This is a genomic window from Pseudomonas sp. PDM05, assembly GCF_014851685.1.
Classification (GTDB): Bacteria; Pseudomonadota; Gammaproteobacteria; order Pseudomonadales; family Pseudomonadaceae; genus Aquipseudomonas.
The window spans coordinates 401,770-419,125 of record NZ_JACVAC010000001.1; the positions used below are offsets into that span (position 1 = coordinate 401,770).

Genomic DNA, 17,356 nt, shown 5'->3' on the forward strand with positions numbered 1-17,356 from the left:
TCACAAGATAGAGCGTAGAAAGCCATGACCCAGCAGTACGAACCACTGCGCCTGCACGTTCCCGAACCCTCGGGCCGCCCAGGCTGCAAGACCGACTTCACGTACCTGCGCCTGACCGACGCCGGCACCGTGCGCAAACCCGCCATCGACGTAGAACCCGCCGACACCGCCGACCTGGCCAAGGGCCTGATCCGCGTGCTCGACGACCAGGGCCAGGCCCTCGGCCCGTGGGCCGAAGGCGTGCCAGTGGAGATCCTGCGCAAAGGCATGCGCGCCATGCTCAAGACGCGCATCTTCGACAACCGCATGGTGGTCGCCCAGCGTCAGAAAAAAATGTCGTTCTACATGCAGAGCCTTGGCGAAGAAGCCATCGGCAGCGCCCAGGCCCTGGCCTTGAACATCGACGACATGTGCTTCCCCACCTACCGCCAACAAAGCATCCTGATGGCCCGCGAAGTGCCGCTGGTGGACCTGATCTGCCAACTGCTGTCCAACGAGCGCGATCCGCTCAAGGGCCGCCAGTTGCCGATCATGTACTCGGTCAAGGAATCCGGTTTCTTCACCATTTCCGGCAACCTCGCTACCCAATTCGTACAGGGCGTGGGCTGGGGCATGGCCTCGGCCATCAAGGGCGACACCAAGATTGCGTCCGCCTGGATCGGCGACGGCGCCACCGCCGAATCCGACTTCCACACCGCCCTCACCTTCGCCCACGTGTACCGCGCGCCGGTGATCCTCAACGTGGTCAACAACCAGTGGGCCATCTCCACCTTCCAGGCGATTGCCGGCGGTGAAGCCACCACCTTCGCCGGACGCGGCGTCGGTTGCGGCATCGCCTCCCTGCGCGTGGACGGCAACGACTTCATCGCGGTGTACGCCGCCTCCGCCTGGGCCGCCGAACGGGCGCGGCGCAACCTGGGGCCGACGCTGATCGAGTGGGTCACCTACCGTGCCGGTCCGCACTCCACCTCGGATGACCCGTCCAAATACCGCCCGGCCGACGACTGGAGCCACTTCCCCCTCGGCGACCCGATTGCACGTCTCAAACAGCACCTGATCAAGATTGGCCAGTGGTCCGAAGAGGAACACACCGCAGTCAGCGCGCAGCTGGAAGCCGAAGTCATCGCCGCGCAAAAAGAAGCCGAACAATACGGCACCCTCGCCGGCGGCCAGATTCCAAGCGCCGCGACCATGTTCGAAGACGTCTATAAAGAGATGCCGGAGCACTTGAAGCGCCAGCGTCAAGAGTTGGGGGTCTGACATGAACGATCACAACAACAGTATCGAAGTGGAAACCGCCATGACCACCACCACCATGACCATGATCCAGGCGCTGCGCTCGGCCATGGATGTGATGCTCGAACGTGACGACAACGTGGTGGTGTTCGGCCAGGACGTCGGTTACTTCGGTGGCGTGTTCCGTTGCACCGAAGGTTTGCAGGGCAAGTACGGCAGCTCGCGGGTGTTTGACGCACCGATCTCCGAAAGCGGCATCATCGGCGTCGCAGTGGGCATGGGCGCCTACGGCCTGCGCCCGGTGGCCGAGATCCAGTTCGCCGACTACGTCTATCCCGCCACCGACCAGATCATCTCCGAGGCCGCGCGCCTGCGTTATCGCTCGGCCGGCCAGTTCACCGCGCCGCTGACCATGCGCATGCCTTGCGGCGGCGGCATCTACGGCGGCCAGACCCACAGCCAGAGTATCGAAGCGGTGTTCACCCAGGTCTGCGGCCTGCGCACGGTGATGCCGTCCAACCCCTATGACGCCAAGGGCCTGCTGATCGCCTCGATCGAAAACGACGACCCGGTGATCTTCCTCGAGCCCAAGCGCCTGTACAACGGCCCGTTCGACGGCCACCACGACCGTCCGGTGACGCCGTGGTCGAAACACCCGCAAGCGCAAGTGCCGGACGGTTACTACACCGTGCCGCTGGACGTGGCCGCCATCGTGCGTCCGGGTTCCGCCGTGACCGTGCTGACCTACGGCACCACCGTGTATGTGTCGCAAGTCGCCGCCGAAGAAACCGGCATCGACGCCGAAGTCATTGACCTGCGCAGCCTGTGGCCGCTGGACCTGGAAACCATCGTCAAGTCGGTGAAAAAGACCGGCCGTTGCGTGGTGGTGCACGAAGCCACCCGCACCTGCGGCTTTGGCGCCGAACTGGTGGCGCTGGTGCAAGAGCATTGCTTCCACCACCTGGAAGCGCCGATCGAACGCGTCACCGGCTGGGACACCCCCTACCCGCACGCGCAAGAGTGGGCGTATTTCCCAGGGCCGTCCCGTGTGGGCGCGGCGTTGAAACGGGTCATGGAGGTCTGAATGGGCACGCACGTAATCAAGATGCCGGACATTGGCGAAGGCATCGCAGAAGTTGAACTGTCGGTGTGGCATGTGAAAGTCGGCGACATGGTGGTTGAAGACCAGGTGCTGGCGGATGTGATGACCGACAAGGCGATGGTGGATATTCCCTCGCCGGTGCACGGCAAGGTGATCGCCCTCGGCGGCGAGCCGGGTGAAGTCATGGCCGTGGGCAGTATTTTGATCAGCATTGAAGTGGAAGGCGCGGGCAATGCCAAGGACGCGCCGGTGATAAAGGAGGCGCCCAAAGCGGCGCCCGTGGCACCTGTGGTAGAAGCCAAGCCCGCGCCGGCTGCCGTTGTCAGCAAACCCGCGCCGGCACCTGTTTGCCGTGCAGCCGACGAACGTCCCCTGGCCTCCCCGGCCGTGCGCAAGCACGCATTGGACGCCGGGATTCAGTTGCGCCTGGTCCAGGGCACCGGCCCGGCCGGGCGAATCCTGCACGAAGACCTCGACGCCTACCTCCAACAAGGCACAGCGAAGGCTTCAGCCACCGCCAACCCCTATGCCGAACGCAACAGCGAAGAGCAGATCCCGGTGATCGGCATGCGCCGCAAGATTGCCCAGCGCATGCAGGACGCCACCCGCCGCGCCGCGCATTTCAGCTACGTGGAAGAAATCGACGTGACCGCCCTCGACGAGCTGCGTGTGCACCTCAACGAAAAACACGGCGCCACACGCGGCAAGCTGACCCTGCTGCCATTCATCGTGCGTGCCATGGTTGTTGCGCTGCGCGATTTCCCGCAGATCAACGCGCGTTACGACGACGAAGCCCAGGTCATCACCCGCCTCGGCGCGGTGCATGTGGGCGTCGCCACCCAGAGCGACGTCGGCCTGATGGTGCCAGTGGTGCGTCACGCTGAAGCCCGCAGCCTGTGGGGCAACGCCGAGGAGATCGCGCGTTTGGCCACCGCCGCGCGCAATGGCAAGGCCAGCCGTGACGAGCTGTCCGGCTCGACGATCACCCTGACCAGCCTGGGCGCGTTGGGCGGCATCGTCAGCACGCCGGTGCTGAACCTGCCGGAAGTGGCCATCGTCGGCGTCAACCGAATCGTCGAGCGGCCGATGGTGATCAAGGGCCAGATCGTGGTGCGCAAGATGATGAACCTCTCCAGCTCCTTCGATCATCGCGTGGTCGATGGCATGGACGCGGCGCAATTCATCCAGGCCATTCGCGGCCTGCTCGAACAACCCGCCAGCCTGTTTTTGGAGTAAGTCATGCAAACGTTGAACACGACGCTGCTGATTATCGGCGGCGGCCCCGGCGGTTATGTGGCGGCGATTCGCGCCGGCCAACTGGGCATCCCGACCATCCTGGTAGAAGGCCAGGCGCTGGGGGGGACTTGCCTGAATATCGGCTGCATCCCGTCCAAGGCCTTGATCCATGTGGCCGAGCAATTCCAGCAAACCGTGCACCTCAGCCAAGGTTCGCCCCTGGGTATCGATGTGGATGTGCCGACATTGGACATCCGCAAAAGCGTGGCATGGAAGGACGGCATTGTTGACCGCCTGACCACCGGCGTTGCCGCACTGCTCAAGAAACACAAAGTGCAGGTGATCCACGGCTGGGCCAGCGTGGTCGACGGCAAGACCGTCGATGTCGGCGACCAGCGCATCCGCTGCGAACACCTGCTGCTGGCCACCGGCTCGAAAAGCGTCAACCTGCCGATGCTGCCGATTGGCGGGCCGATCATCTCGTCCACCGAAGCCCTGGCACCGACCCGTGTGCCCAAGCGGCTGATCGTGGTGGGTGGCGGTTACATCGGCCTGGAACTGGGGATTGCCTACCGCAAGCTTGGTGCCGAGGTCAGTGTGGTCGAGGCGCAGGATCGTATCCTGCCGGCCTATGACGCCGAGCTGACGGCGCCGGTAAACGAATCCCTCAAGCAACTGGGGATGAAGCTGTACCTCAAGCACAGCGTCACCGGGTTTGCCGACGGCCGCCTGCAAGTGCGTGATCCGAACGGCGAGACCTTGTCACTGGGCACCGATCAGGTGCTGGTCGCCGTTGGTCGCAAACCCAACACCCAGGGCTGGAACCTTGAGGCGCTGGACCTGGAGATGAACGGCGCCGCGATCAAGATCGACCAGCACTGCCAGACCAGCATGCGCAACGTGTGGGCCATCGGTGATGTAAGCGGCGAGCCGATGCTGGCGCACCGGGCCATGGCCCAGGGCGAAATGGTCGCCGAACTGATCAGCGGCAAGCATCGTGAGTTCACTCCGGCAGCGATCCCGGCGGTGTGTTTTACCGACCCGGAACTGGTGGTGGTCGGCAAGACCCCGGATGAAGCCAAGGCCGCAGGCCTGGACTGCGTCGTGTCGAGCTTCCCCTTCGCCGCCAATGGCCGGGCGATGACCCTGGAGTCGAAAACCGGCTTCGTGCGGGTGGTGGCACGCCGCGATAACCACCTGATCGTCGGCTGGCAAGCGGTTGGCGTCGGCGTGTCCGAGCTGTCCACCGCCTTTGGCCTGAGCCTGGAAATGGGCGCGCGCCTGGAGGATGTGGCGGGCACGATCCATGCCCATCCGACCTTGGGCGAAGCAGTGCAGGAAGCGGCGTTAAGAGCCTTGGGCCACGCGCTGCACCTGTAAAACCGCCCCCCCTGTGGGAGCGGGCTTGCCCGCGAATACGATGGATCAGTCAATAAATTTTGCGCCTGACACACCGCATTCGCGAGCAAGCCCGCTCCCACACCAAGCCAAGAATGAAGTATTGTTGCGCCCATTCAGAAAAAAACCGACTTGACCAAAGATAGAGGGTGTCATGGGTAACGAAAGCATCAATTGGGACAAGCTGGGTTTTGACTACATCAAGACCGACAAGCGGTTTCTCCAGGTCTGGAAAAACGGCGAATGGCAAGAAGGCACCCTGACCGACGACAACGTGCTGCACATCAGCGAGGGCTCCACTGCCCTGCACTATGGCCAGCAGTGCTTCGAAGGTCTCAAGGCCTACCGCTGCAAGGACGGTTCGATCAACCTGTTCCGCCCGGACCAGAACGCCGCCCGTATGCAACGCAGCTGCGCCCGCTTGCTGATGCCGCATGTGCCGACCGACGTGTTCATCGACGCCTGCAAACAAGTGGTCGCGGCCAACGAGCGGTTCATCCCGCCGTACGGCAGCGGCGGCGCGCTGTACCTGCGCCCGTTCGTGATCGGCACCGGTGACAACATCGGCGTGCGCCCCGCGCCGGAGTTCATCTTCTCGGTGTTCTGCATCCCGGTCGGCGCCTATTTCAAAGGCGGCCTGGTGCCCCACAACTTCCAGATTTCCACCTTCGACCGCGCCGCGCCACAAGGCACCGGTGCCGCCAAGGTCGGTGGCAACTACGCCGCCAGCCTGATGCCAGGTTCGGAAGCGAAGAAAGCCGGTTTCGCCGACGCGATCTACCTGGACCCGATGACCCACTCGAAAATCGAGGAAGTCGGTTCGGCCAACTTCTTCGGGATCACCCACGACAATAAGTTCATCACGCCGAAGTCGCCTTCGGTACTGCCAGGCATTACCCGCCTGTCGCTGATCGAACTGGCCAAGACCCGCCTGGGCCTGGAAGTGGTCGAGGGCGAAGTGTTCATCGACCAGCTGGACCAGTTCAAGGAAGCCGGCGCCTGTGGTACCGCAGCGGTGATCTCGCCGATCGGTGGTATCCAGTACAACGGCAAGCTGCATGTGTTCCACAGCGAGACTGAAGTGGGTCCGATCACCCAGAAACTCTACAAAGAGCTGACCGGCGTGCAGACCGGTGATGTTGAAGCGCCAGAGGGTTGGATCGTCAAGGTCTGAAAATGACCTGATCCTGCTGCTCCAAAAGGCCCATTTACTGCTGAAGGTAAATGGGCCTTTTCATTTCCCTGGATCACTGGACGTCTGAACACCTGTGAGATCTGACAGTAGACGCTAAAAATCGTCGAGCCTAATTTGCAACTCTCTAGCTGATAAGACGAGGAGTGACTCATGGCCAAGTACGAACTACGTGTTTCCAGTGAGGATTTTGAAGGGGACGGCAGTAAAGAAATCGTGATGGAGACGTATATCAACAAGAATCTTGATTGGGCTGTCTACGCGTCATCCAGTCAGCAAAACGGCGTTTATGATACGGCCTCCTCTCCTGACGACGTCGACGGTGACGGGGATTACGATGATGACGACAAAAAACTGTACTTGGACGTCGCCAATGCGTTTGCCAAGATGACCGCCTACGCCATCAAGAAACGCAAAAAAAGGACTGGGAAGTAAACCGTACACGGCATGACCAGTTTGCCTTCGGTCATGCATCTGAAACCTTGATGTTTTCTAAAATCTTCTTGCCCATACTGACCCGCGGCTCTACCCCATATCCCAGGGTTTCATAAAACCCCGTCACCGCCTCATTCCCGCCGGATATCTGCAGGTTGATCTTCATGCAACCCAGGGCCGTCAACGCCTGCTCCGCATGGCGCACCAGCGAAGAGCCCAAGCCATGGCGCCGATAGTCGGCGTGTACCGCCACCGAATACAGCCAGCCGCGATGGCCGTCGTAACCGGCAAGAATCGTCCCGATCACGGCCTTCTTATCCGTGGCCACAAAAAACAGCCCATCGTTGACCGCCAGCTTCTTATCGATCGCCAGGGTCGGCAGGTTGTGCGCCGTGTCATACCCAAATGCCTCCTGCCACAACGCCACCACCTGCGCCCGGTGCTGGCGGTCGCGATACGGCCCGATGGGGTGGCGCGACAGCAGCGTCTTTTCCATTACCAGCGTCCGCTCGTTGCCGTGATAGACATCGCGCACGGTGTGAAAACCCAGCTTGGTATAGAACGGCTCGGCCGTCAGTGAAGACGGCACGTTCAATACCGTCACCCCGGCTTCTCGGGCGCGCCGTTCGATCTCGTTCATCAACAACCGGCCAATGCCCTGCCCTTGCAGCGCCGGATTGACGAATACCGAACGCACCACATTGGCGTCCAGCGCCGCCGTGGCGACGATGACGTCGTCCTGCACCGCCACCAGCACCACCCGGCGCGTCAGCAAGGCCAGGACTGCATCGGGGGTGAAGTTGCTCGCGACCCGGGCGATCACGTCTGCCGGGTAATCCTTCGCGTTGCTGCTGTGCAGGGCAGCCAGGATGACCTGGCTGATGCCCTCGGCATCGGCGGGTTGGGCGAGACGAACGGCGGTAGGCATGATTCCTCCTGGCTGACGGCGTTTTAGCAAACGCCACAATACCAATGTGGGAGCGGGCTTGCTCGCGAATGCGGTGTGTCAGTAACGGATGAGCTGGCTGATCCACCGCATTCGCGAGCAAGCCTGCTCCCACATTTTTGATTGCATTCCAGAGCTGGCAGCCGATTCGGTCGCGCCACCTCCCCTTTCAGCTTTCCCGGCTGAGCCGCCCCCTCGTTTCAGCCGGGATTCATCCCGCACAACCCACAAAATAGTCCCACAGCTCAACCTCATGGATTCGTGCACCCATGCAAACCACCAACACCGTCTTGATGATTCGCCCGGCGCGCTTTGCCTTCAACCCGGACACCGCGATCAACAACCGTTTCCAACGCCAGCCCGCCGACCCACTGAGTGCACAGCAGAAAGCGCTGGAAGAGTTCGACGGCTATGTCGACACCCTGCGCCAGCACGGTGTCGAAGTGCTGGTGGTGCAGGACACCCCGGCGCCCCACACCCCCGACTCGATCTTCCCCAACAACTGGTGGAGCAGCCACGCCGACGGCAGCCTGGTGCTGTACCCGATGGAAGGCCAGAACCGCCGGCTGGAACGCAACAAAGGCGTGCTGCAAGTGCTGGAACAACGCTTTGCGATCAACAGCACCATCGACCTCAGCCACCTGGAACAACAGAACATCTTTCTCGAAGGCACCGGCAGCATGGTGCTCGACCGTCAGCACCGCATCAGCTACGCCTGCCACTCCGGGCGCACCCATCACGACGCCCTGCGCCAGTTCGCCGAGCGCCTCGACTACCAGCTCTGCGTATTCCACGCCGTCGACCGCCACCACGCGCCGATCTACCACAGCAACGTGATGATGAGCGTCGGCCGCGACCTCTCGGTGGTGTGCCTGCAAGCCCTGCCGGATGCCGACGAACGCCTGGCCCTGGAACGCTCGCTGCGCGACACCGGCAAGGACATCCTCGCCCTCGACTTCGACCAGCTCGAAGCCTTCGCCGGCAACATGCTCGAAGTCCACGACCGCGACGGCCAACCGCTGCTGGTGATGTCGGCCAGCGCCTGGGGTGCCCTGCAGCCGGCGCAGCGTGCGCATGTGGAACGCCACACCCGGCCGGTGGTGGTGAATATCGACAACATCGAACGCATCGGCGGCGGCAGTGCCCGCTGCATGCTGGCGGAAGTGCATCTGCCAGCCCGTCCCTCATTTCAATAAGGAGTCTTGCCATGACCCGTTACATCGACGTCAATGACCTCAGCTACCTGGTGTCGCAAAAAGGCCTGCAAACCTGCATCACCGAAATGGCCGAGTACATCCGCGCCGACTACCTACGCTGGCAGGACTTCGAAAAGTGTGCACGCCTGGCCAACCATTCGCCGGACGGTGTGATCGAGTTGATGCCGGTGTCGGATGCCTCGCTGTACGCCTTCAAGTACGTCAACGGCCACCCGAAAAACACCCAGGCCGGCATGCTCACCGTGATGGCCTTCGGCGCCCTGGGCGATGTAGACACTGGCAAACCGGTGCTGCTGGCGGAAATGACCCTGACCACCGCGATCCGCACCGCCGCCACGTCGGCGCTGGTGGCGCGCTACCTGGCGCGGGACAACAGCCGCAGCATGGCGCTGATCGGCAACGGCTCGCAGAGTGAATTCCAGGCCCTGGCCTTCCACGCCATGCTCGGCATCAATGAAATCCGCCTGTTCGACATCGACGCCAAGGCCACCGCCAAGCTGGCGGCCAACCTCAAGGCGTTCCCGGCAATCAAGGTGATCCTGGCCAGCAGCGTGGCTGACGCAGTGAAAGGCGCGGACATCGTCACCACTGTCACTGCCGACAAGGCCTACGCGACCATCCTGACCGACGACATGATCGAACCGGGCATGCACCTCAACGCCGTCGGCGGCGACTGCCCCGGCAAGACCGAGCTGGACCGACGTATCGTCGAGCGTGCCCGCGTGATCGTCGAGTACGAGCCGCAAAGCCGTATCGAAGGTGAAATCCAGCACATGCCGGAAGATTCGCCGGTGACCGAGCTGTGGCAAGTGATCAACGGGCAAAAACCCGGCCGCGAAAACCCACGCCAGGTCACTTTGTTCGACTCGGTGGGTTTTGCCATCGAAGACTACTCGGCGCTGCGCTACGTGCTGGATGTGGCCACCGCCCTGGACGTGGGCAGCACCCTTGAACTGGTGCCGGACCTGGCCGACCCGAAAGACCTGTTTGCGCGTCTGGCCCAGCCGGTCGCACAGCAGAAAAAGCGCGCCTGAGACCGCTCTGGCCTGCCGCTTTGCGCAGAGGGTGGGCCAGATATTCAAGGAGCAAAAGCCGATTCAGCGGGTGTCACAGCCGATTCCGCTGCATTGCCTGTTTTAACAGCGCAATTCGCGCTTTATGCGAGGGGTAAACGACACAAAAAACGCACCACCATGAAGCATTCTCTCCGCCAACAAGAACGATTTGTTTCAACTCATTTACTGCCCTGACATCAATTACAAAATATAGGGACTACACCATGACTCCACTGCGATCACTCTTCGCTGCGTTGCTGTTGCCACTGTGCGCCACCGCCGCCCACGCCCAGGAGTGGAAAGAAATCCGCTTCGGCGTCTTCCCCGAATACCCGCCCTTCGAATCCGTGGCCGCCGACGGCAGCCTGCAAGGTTTCGACATTGATCTGGGCAACGCCATCTGCGCCAAGCTCGAAGTCAAATGCACCTGGGTGCACAACGAATTCGACGGCATGATCCCGGCCCTGCGTGCGCGCAAGTTCGACGCCATCATGTCGTCCATGGCCGTGACCCCGGCCCGCGAAAAAATCATCGACTTCACTGACCGCCTGTTCCTCAGCCCGACCTCGGTGATCACCCGCAAGAGCGCCGACTTCGGCGATACCCCCGAGTCGTTGAAAGGCAAGCAAGTCGGCGTTCTGCAAGGTTCGCTGCAAGAGGCCTACGCCCGTGCACACCTGGCCAAGCTCGGCGCGCAGATCAAGGCGTATCAGTCCCAGGACCAGAACTATGCCGACCTGCAGAACGGCCGCCTTGATGCGACCCTGACCGACAAGCTCGAAGCCCAACTCAACTTCCTGTCCAAGCCGGAAGGCGCCGACTTCAAGACCGGCCCGGCGTTCAAAGACCCCACCCTGCCGCTGGACATCGCCATGGGCCTGCGCAAGAACGACCAGGAATTGCGCGCGCTGATCAACAAAGGCATCGCGGCGGTGCAAGCGGATGGCACCTACGCACAGATCCAGAAGAAATACTTCGGCGATCAGGACATCTACAACGAGTAAGCCAACACCGACCCTGTGGGAGCGGGCTTGCTCGCGAAGGCGATGTGCCAGACACACATCCAGTGACTGACACTCCGTCTTCGCGAGCAAGCCCGCTCCCACAGGGGGATATCTGTGCCCTTCAGAGATACTCCCTCCATGAACGAATTCCTAAACTTGCAAGGCTACGGCCCCATGCTCGCCCAAGGCGCGTGGATGACGCTCAAGCTGGCGTTCCTCGCCCTGGCCCTCAGCCTCGTCCTGGGCCTGATCGCCGCTGGCGCCAAGCTGTCCAGCGTCAGATGGCTACGGGTGCCGGCCACGCTGTACACCACGCTGATCCGCAGCGTGCCGGACCTGGTGCTGATCCTGCTGATCTTCTACAGCCTGCAACTGTGGCTCAACGACCTGAGCGAAATGGCCGGCTGGGATTACTTTGAAATCGACCCGTTTACCGCCGGGGTGGTGACCCTGGGCTTTATCTACGGCGCGTATTTCACCGAGAACTTCCGCGGCGCGATCCTCAGCGTACCCGTCGGCCAACTGGAAGCGGCCACCGCCTACGGCCTGAGTCGCTGGCAGCGCTTCCATCTGGTGCTGTTCCCGCAACTGATGCGCTTTGCCCTGCCGGGCCTGGGCAATAACTGGCTGGTGCTGCTCAAGTCCACCGCGCTGGTGTCGATCATCGGCCTGTCGGATCTGGTCAAGGCCGCGCAAAACGCCGGCAAGACCACCAACGAGCCGTTGTATTTCCTGATCCTCGCGGGCCTGGTCTATCTGGTGATCACCACCCTGTCCAACCGCATCTTCAAGCGCCTCGAACGGCGCTACAACCTCGGCATCAAGGGGATGGCGCGATGATCGAACTGTTCCAGCAATACGGCCTGGCCTACCTGTTCAGCGATGGCGCGGGGTTGTCCGGCGTGGCCATGACCCTGTGGTTGTTCATCATCTCGGTGGTGTTCGGCTTTTGCCTGTCGATCCCCCTGGCGCTCGCGCGGGTCTCGGAGCACTTCTGGCTGCGCTGGCCGGTGGAGGTCTACACCTACCTGTTTCGCGGCACACCGCTGTATATCCAACTGCTGATTTGCTACACCGGGCTGTACAGCCTGGAAGTGGTGCAGGACAACGCCCTGCTCAACCAGTTTTTCCGCAACGCGCTGAACTGCACCCTGCTCGCCTTCGTGCTCAACACCTGCGCCTACACCGTGGAAATCTTCGCCGGGGCGATCCGCAACATTCCCCATGGTGAAATCGAAGCGGCCCGCGCCTACGGCCTGCACGGCTGGCGGCTGAACCTGTTTGTGGTGGTGCCCGCCGCACTGCGCCGCGCATTGCCGGCCTACAGCAATGAAATGATCCTGATGCTGCACGCGACGTCCCTGGCGTTTACCGCCACCGTCGCCGACATCCTCAAGGTGGCCCGCGACGCCAATGCCGAGACATTCCTCACGTTCCAGGCCTTTGGCATCGCCGCCCTGCTCTACATGCTGCTGTCCTTTGCACTGGTGGGCCTGTTCCGACTGGCCGAACGTCGCTGGATGCGCTTTCTTGTTCCTACCCGAGGCTAACCCATGAATCAGTCCGCGCAGGCCCTGGCCGCATACCCTCTGGATGTACCCGTGGCCAAAGCCGCCACCGCCGCCGTCAAGCTGCAAGTCGAAGGCATCCACAAACGCTATGGCGAACACGAGGTGCTCAAGGGCGTGTCCCTCAACGCCCGCAACGGCGACGTGATCAGCCTGATCGGCGCCAGCGGCTCGGGTAAAAGTACGATGCTGCGCTGCATCAACTTTCTCGAACAACCCGACGCCGGGGTCATCACGCTCGACGGCATCAGCATCGAAATGCAGCAAGGTCGCGCCGGCACCCGCGCGCCGCACCAGGCCCAACTGCAAAACCTGCGCACGCGCCTGGCCATGGTGTTCCAGCACTTCAACCTGTGGAGCCACATGACCGTGCTGGAAAACATCACCATGGCCCCGCGCCGGGTACTGGGCGTCAGCGCCGCCGAGGCGGAAAAACGCGCGCGGATGTACCTGGACAAGGTCGGCCTGCCGGGCCGCGTCGCCGATCAATACCCAGCCTTCCTGTCGGGCGGCCAGCAACAACGCGTGGCGATTGCCCGCGCCCTGGCCATGGAACCGGAGATCATCCTGTTCGATGAACCCACCTCGGCCCTCGACCCGGAACTTGTAGGAGAAGTCCTCAAAGTCATACAGACGTTGGCTGAGGAAGGTCGTACCATGCTGATGGTCACCCACGAAATGGGCTTTGCCCGCCAGGTGTCCAGCCAAGTGCTGTTCTTGCACCAGGGTCGTGTCGAGGAACAAGGCGGCGCCGAGATCCTTGACCACCCCAAGAGCGAACGCTTGCAGCAATTTCTTTCCAACCGTTTGAAGTGAAACCCATGGATACCAAGGCCAACGGACCCCATACCTCCCCTGCGCTGGATCGCATCGATGAAGCCATCATCGAAGTGCTGCGTCACCAGGGGCGCATCACCTACGAAAAGCTCTCGTCGCTGGTGCACCTCACGCCCAGGCCCTGCCTGGAACGGGTGCGCAAGCTGGAGCGACGCGGGGTGATTCGTGGGTACGGGGCGATCATCGATGTGCAGATGGTCTCGCCGGGGCTGTCACTGCTGGTGCTGGTGGCCTTGTCCAACCAAAGCGGGCGCTCGGCGCAGAAGGCGTTTGAAGCCTGTGTGAAAAACTGCCCGCAGGTATTCGAATGCCAGCTGATCAGCGGGCCGTTCGACTACAGCCTGCGCATGCGCTGCCGGGACATGGAGCATTACCGGGTGCTGACGGAGACCTGGTTGAACAATGACGAGTTGCATATCGATAAGTTGGTGGCGCATCCGGAGTTGGCCGTGGTCAAAAACACCGCTACAGAGCTGACCTGAAAGGCAACTCACCAAACACTGCATAGCCCTTGTGGGAGCGGGCTTGCTCGCGAAAGCGGTGTATCAGCCAAAGATGTTTCGACTGACGCACCGTATTCGCGAGCAAGCCCGCTCCCACACAAGCCCAATCCCACACAAGCCCGCTCCCACATTTTTATGCGTGCCCGCTTGAAATTCGTTTACCAGGTTTGGCGCCAATCAGTTTGGCCTGCCCGTCCTTCTGCTTGCCCGTGCGCGCCTCGCTGATCAACCCCGGGATCAACTTGCCCTCCGGCAGGTTCTTCCAGAACCGACTGGGCAAATGCCCCTCCATCACCTTGGGGTTCAAGCGCGCCGGATTGAAGATATGGCTGTAGTAGGTCAACCACATCTCACTGTGGGGGTCCTCGACATTCTGCGCCAACTGCCGCCACGCCTCGGGGCATTCACGCTGGTGGATCAGCTGCTCACCGTCGTAATACACCCCGTCCAACGGCGTGGCGATCATCCAGCGATGGCGCCCCATGCGCCCGACAAAATGCTGGCTGGCAGATTTCAAGATGTCGTGTGCCGGTTCATGCCACGCCACGTACTCCGGCAATTCGGGCCCAGCCCCGGCCGGCAGCGCCACAAAGCGCACAAACGCATGCAAGTGGTGCGCCTCTCGGCTGACCTGTTTGATCCGCCGCTGCAACTCGCTGCCCAATTTGTCCCCCGCCAGCATCGCCGTACGGTCGCCATGACTCACGCGCCATAACACTTCATACAACAGGCTCCAACGCTGCTCGCCGTGATAGCAGGCGGCCGACTCGAGCAATTCGAGCAGCGCCTTGGGCACCCGCGTCTGGAACGGCCCAAGCCCTGCGGGGATCGGCTCGTCAGTGGCAAACAGGTCGGCCACCTCGGCTTCGCCCCAGCTTACCTGGCTGGGATCGACCTGATGGCTGAGCAGCCAGCGCGCCTGGTCGCGCCAGGTGCTGAACAGGTTGTCGCATTCCAGGCTGATCATCCCCACAAGCCCATTTGCTGCGGCTGCGGACGATCACGCAATTGCTCGCGCAGCAGCACGCTGGTGCTGTCGGCCTGTTGCGGGTGGTAGTCGCTGGTGATGAAAAACGGCTTGGCCTTGGCTAACACGCAGCGCATGCGTGCGAGGTCTTCGAAGCGGATCTTGCGTTCACGGCGCAGGTCCACCAGCCGTTGGGTGGTGCGCAGGCCAATGCCGGGAATGCGTGCGATCAAGGTCGGTTCGGCGCGGTTGAGGTCGAGGGGGAAGACGTCGCGGTTTTCCAGGGCCCAGGCCAGCTTGGGATCAATATCCAGGGCCAGGTGACCGGGCCCCTTGAACAGTTCGGTGGCGTTGAAGCCGTAGCTGCGCAGCAGGAAATCGGCTTGATACAAGCGGTGCTCGCGCATCAGCGGTGGCGCGGCCAGGGGTACGCTTTTCGGGCTGTTGGGGATGGGGCTGAACGCCGAGTAGTACACGCGGCGCAGCTTGAAGCTGCCGTACAACGCCTCGGCACCATGCAGGATGGTGCTGTCGTCGGTGTCGTCGGCGCCGACGATCAGCTGCGTGCTCTGCCCCGCTGGCGCGAAACGCGGCGCGCGCGGCTCGTTGAATACGGTCTGCTCGCCGGTGTAGATGGTCTGCATGGCCTGCTTGATCGACACGATCTTTTTTTCCGGCGCCAGGGTCTGCAGGCTGGCTTCGGTGGGCAACTCGATGTTCACGCTCAGCCGGTCGGCATAGCGCCCGGCCTCGGCGATCAGCGCCGGGTCGGCATCGGGAATGGTCTTGAGGTGGATGTAGCCCCGGAAATCATGCTCCTCGCGCAGCAGTTTGGCGACGCGTACCAACTGTTCCATGGTGTAGTCGGAGGAACGGATGATGCCGGAGCTGAGAAACAGCCCGCTAACGCAATTGCGCCGGTAGAAATCCAGGGTGAGGGTCACCACCTCCTCCGGGCTGAAGCGTGCGCGGGGCACGTCGCTGGAGCGGCGGTTGACGCAGTATTGGCAGTCGTAGAGGCAGAAGTTGGTGAGCAACACCTTGAGCAGCGAGACGCAGCGCCCGTCCGGTGTGTAGCTGTGGCAGATGCCCATGCCATCGGTGGAGCCCAGCCCGGCCTTGCCCTCGGAACTGCGCTTGGGCGCGCCGCTGCTGGCGCAGGAAGCGTCGTACTTGGCGGCGTCGGCGAGGATGCTGAGTTTTTCGATCAACTGCATGGAAGGCTACCGATACTGGTTTTTTGTACAGTATCAGCAGCCCCCCTATGTCACAAGTGCAGCCTGTCAGCTCGCGGTAGCGAGCAGCAGGTCCTTCACCGAACGCTCCTGGCCACGGCTGCGGTCGTTTTCGTGCAACGACGCGGCAATTTCATCGGCACGGATCGGCAGGACCGACAGCAGCGTGTCGCTCAAACCATGGCTGGCCTGGCTGAAGCCCTGGATATAAATGCCGGCCTTGCAGCGCTCGTCGGTGACGATGCGGTAATCGCGGGCCACTTCGAAGTCGCCCATGTAGGCTTCCAGCGGTGCCAGCAAGGCGCGATGGGTCTGGCGCTCGTAGCCGGTGGCGAGGATCACCGCATCGTAGTGGTTGACGCAGGTTTCGCCGTTGGCGTTGTTGCGCAGCACCAGTTCGATACCCAGCGGGCCAGCCGTGGCTTTTTCGACCACGGTCATGGTGCGGAACGCCTGGCGCGCGATACCGGAGACTTTCTGGCGGTAGAAGATGCCGTAGATGCGCTCGATCAGGTCCAGGTCCACCACCGAATAGTTGGTGTTCTGGTACTCGGCGACCAGGCGTTCGCGCTCCTCGCCCACCTGCTGGAACACCAGGTCGGTGAACGCCGGCGAGAACACTTCGTTGACGAACGGGCTGTCATCCGCCGGCTTGAGCGCCGAACCGCGCAGGATCATGTCGACTTGCACCGACGGGAAGCCGTCGTTGAGGTCGATGAACGCCTCGGCCGCGCTCTGGCCACCGCCGATGATCGCGATACGCATCGCCTTGCCGTCGATGCAGGGCTGCTGGGCCATGCGCTCCAGGTACTGGGAATGGTGGAACACCCGGCCGTCACCCTTGAGCGCCTTGAACGCCTCGGGAATACGCGGCGTGCCACCGGCGCTGACCACCACCGAACGGGTGGTACGCACATGCTGCTCGCCCACTGCGTCGCGGGAGATCACGCGCAACGCTTCAACCTGCTGTTGATGCAGGATCGGCTCGATGGCCAGCACTTCCTCGCCGTAGCGCGCCTGGCTCTGGAACTGCCCGGCGACCCAGCGCAGGTAGTCGTTGTATTCCATGCGGCACGGATAGAAGGTACCCAGGTTGATGAAATCCACCAGGCGCCCGTGGGTTTTCAGGTAATTGACGAAGGAATAAGGGCTGGTGGGGTTGCGCAGGGTCACCAGGTCCTTGAGGAACGAAATCTGCAGTTCGCTCTGGGTCACCAGGGTATTGCCGTGCCAGCGGTAGTCCGCCTGCTTGTCGAGAAACAGCACGTCGAGTTTGCCCTGGGCTTTTTCGCGCTCCTGCAGGGCGATGGCCAGCGCCAGGTTCGAAGGGCCGAAACCGATACCGATCAGGTCGTGAACCGCGGGCGAAGCAATTGCCTGTGTCATTCCAGTGTCCTCTGGATAAGCCCCTTGGCGGTGGGGCGG

General features: G+C 62.2%; 17 protein-coding genes. 13 read left to right on the forward strand and 4 right to left on the reverse strand.

Features of this window, described 5'->3' with window-relative positions:
• The first annotated feature begins 24 nt into the window (after nucleotides 1-24).
• The 6 genes from IB241_RS01885 (at nucleotide 25) to IB241_RS01910 (ending at nucleotide 6,599) form a co-directional block, all read left to right on the forward strand.
• Nucleotides 25-1,260 (forward strand): 3-methyl-2-oxobutanoate dehydrogenase (2-methylpropanoyl-transferring) subunit alpha, encoded by a 1,236-nt coding sequence (locus IB241_RS01885; RefSeq protein ID WP_192296705.1) that lies wholly within the window; start codon nucleotides 25-27, stop codon nucleotides 1,258-1,260.
• 1 nt (nucleotide 1,261) lies between these two features.
• Nucleotides 1,262-2,320: an alpha-ketoacid dehydrogenase subunit beta gene (locus IB241_RS01890; protein WP_192296706.1), complete on the forward strand. Its 1,059-nt coding sequence runs from the start codon at nucleotides 1,262-1,264 to the stop codon at nucleotides 2,318-2,320.
• On the forward strand, nucleotides 2,321-3,574 hold the full coding sequence (locus tag IB241_RS01895; RefSeq protein WP_192296707.1) for a dihydrolipoamide acetyltransferase family protein: 1,254 nt from the start codon (nucleotides 2,321-2,323) through the stop codon (nucleotides 3,572-3,574).
• Between the two features lie 3 nt (nucleotides 3,575-3,577).
• A complete protein-coding gene (lpdA, locus tag IB241_RS01900; protein WP_192296708.1) occupies nucleotides 3,578-4,954 on the forward strand; it encodes a dihydrolipoyl dehydrogenase in 1,377 nt (458 codons plus the stop codon).
• 172 nt (nucleotides 4,955-5,126) lie between these two features.
• Nucleotides 5,127-6,146 (forward strand): branched-chain amino acid aminotransferase, encoded by a 1,020-nt coding sequence (locus IB241_RS01905; protein ID WP_192296709.1) that lies wholly within the window; start codon nucleotides 5,127-5,129, stop codon nucleotides 6,144-6,146.
• A 171-nt stretch (nucleotides 6,147-6,317) separates the two neighbouring features.
• The gene (locus IB241_RS01910; RefSeq protein ID WP_192296710.1) at nucleotides 6,318-6,599 is read left to right on the forward strand and encodes a hypothetical protein; all 282 of its coding nucleotides are present in this window, start codon (nucleotides 6,318-6,320) and stop codon (nucleotides 6,597-6,599) included.
• A gap of 31 nt (nucleotides 6,600-6,630) precedes the next feature.
• On the opposite strand, the gene IB241_RS01915 is transcribed toward IB241_RS01910, so the two are convergent.
• Nucleotides 6,631-7,527 (reverse strand): GNAT family acetyltransferase, encoded by an 897-nt coding sequence (locus tag IB241_RS01915; protein WP_192296711.1) that lies wholly within the window; start codon nucleotides 7,525-7,527, stop codon nucleotides 6,631-6,633.
• A 287-nt stretch (nucleotides 7,528-7,814) separates the two neighbouring features.
• Here IB241_RS01915 and ctlX point away from each other — a divergent pair, with 287 nt between their 5' ends.
• From ctlX to IB241_RS01950, 7 genes are all read left to right on the forward strand, one after another.
• Entirely contained in the window at nucleotides 7,815-8,741 is a 927-nt protein-coding gene (gene ctlX / locus IB241_RS01920) for a citrulline utilization hydrolase CtlX (protein WP_192296712.1), read from the forward strand.
• Between the two features lie 11 nt (nucleotides 8,742-8,752).
• Entirely contained in the window at nucleotides 8,753-9,796 is a 1,044-nt protein-coding gene (locus tag IB241_RS01925; RefSeq protein ID WP_192296713.1) for an ornithine cyclodeaminase, read from the forward strand.
• A 245-nt stretch (nucleotides 9,797-10,041) separates the two neighbouring features.
• Nucleotides 10,042-10,821 carry an ABC transporter substrate-binding protein gene (locus IB241_RS01930; RefSeq protein ID WP_192296714.1) on the forward strand — a complete coding sequence of 260 codons (780 nt, stop codon included), beginning with the start codon at nucleotides 10,042-10,044 and terminating at the stop codon, nucleotides 10,819-10,821.
• A gap of 138 nt (nucleotides 10,822-10,959) precedes the next feature.
• Complete coding sequence (locus IB241_RS01935; RefSeq protein ID WP_192296715.1) at nucleotides 10,960-11,661, forward strand: ABC transporter permease; 702 nt, start codon at nucleotides 10,960-10,962, stop codon at nucleotides 11,659-11,661.
• The gene (locus tag IB241_RS01940) at nucleotides 11,658-12,371 is read left to right on the forward strand and encodes an ABC transporter permease (protein ID WP_192296716.1); all 714 of its coding nucleotides are present in this window, start codon (nucleotides 11,658-11,660) and stop codon (nucleotides 12,369-12,371) included. The genes IB241_RS01935 and IB241_RS01940 overlap by 4 nt, the downstream gene beginning before the upstream one ends.
• Nucleotides 12,372-12,374: 3 nt before the next feature.
• Entirely contained in the window at nucleotides 12,375-13,205 is an 831-nt protein-coding gene (locus tag IB241_RS01945) for an ABC transporter ATP-binding protein (protein WP_225595206.1), read from the forward strand.
• Between the two features lie 5 nt (nucleotides 13,206-13,210).
• Nucleotides 13,211-13,708 (forward strand): Lrp/AsnC family transcriptional regulator, encoded by a 498-nt coding sequence (locus IB241_RS01950; RefSeq protein WP_192296717.1) that lies wholly within the window; start codon nucleotides 13,211-13,213, stop codon nucleotides 13,706-13,708.
• Nucleotides 13,709-13,862: 154 nt separating this feature from the next.
• Here IB241_RS01950 and IB241_RS01955 read toward each other — a convergent pair whose 3' ends face one another.
• From IB241_RS01955 to IB241_RS01965, 3 genes are all read right to left on the reverse strand, one after another.
• Nucleotides 13,863-14,696, reverse strand: a complete 834-nt coding sequence (locus tag IB241_RS01955) for a TIGR03915 family putative DNA repair protein (protein ID WP_192296718.1) — start codon at nucleotides 14,694-14,696, stop codon at nucleotides 13,863-13,865.
• Nucleotides 14,693-15,913, reverse strand: coding sequence for a putative DNA modification/repair radical SAM protein (locus IB241_RS01960; RefSeq protein ID WP_192296719.1), 1,221 nt, complete (start codon nucleotides 15,911-15,913; stop codon nucleotides 14,693-14,695). Before IB241_RS01960 ends, IB241_RS01955 begins: the two co-directional genes overlap by 4 nt.
• Before the next feature lie 66 nt (nucleotides 15,914-15,979).
• On the reverse strand, nucleotides 15,980-17,317 hold the full coding sequence (locus tag IB241_RS01965) for a lysine N(6)-hydroxylase/L-ornithine N(5)-oxygenase family protein (RefSeq protein WP_192296720.1): 1,338 nt from the start codon (nucleotides 17,315-17,317) through the stop codon (nucleotides 15,980-15,982).
• Nucleotides 17,318-17,356 lie beyond the last annotated feature (39 nt).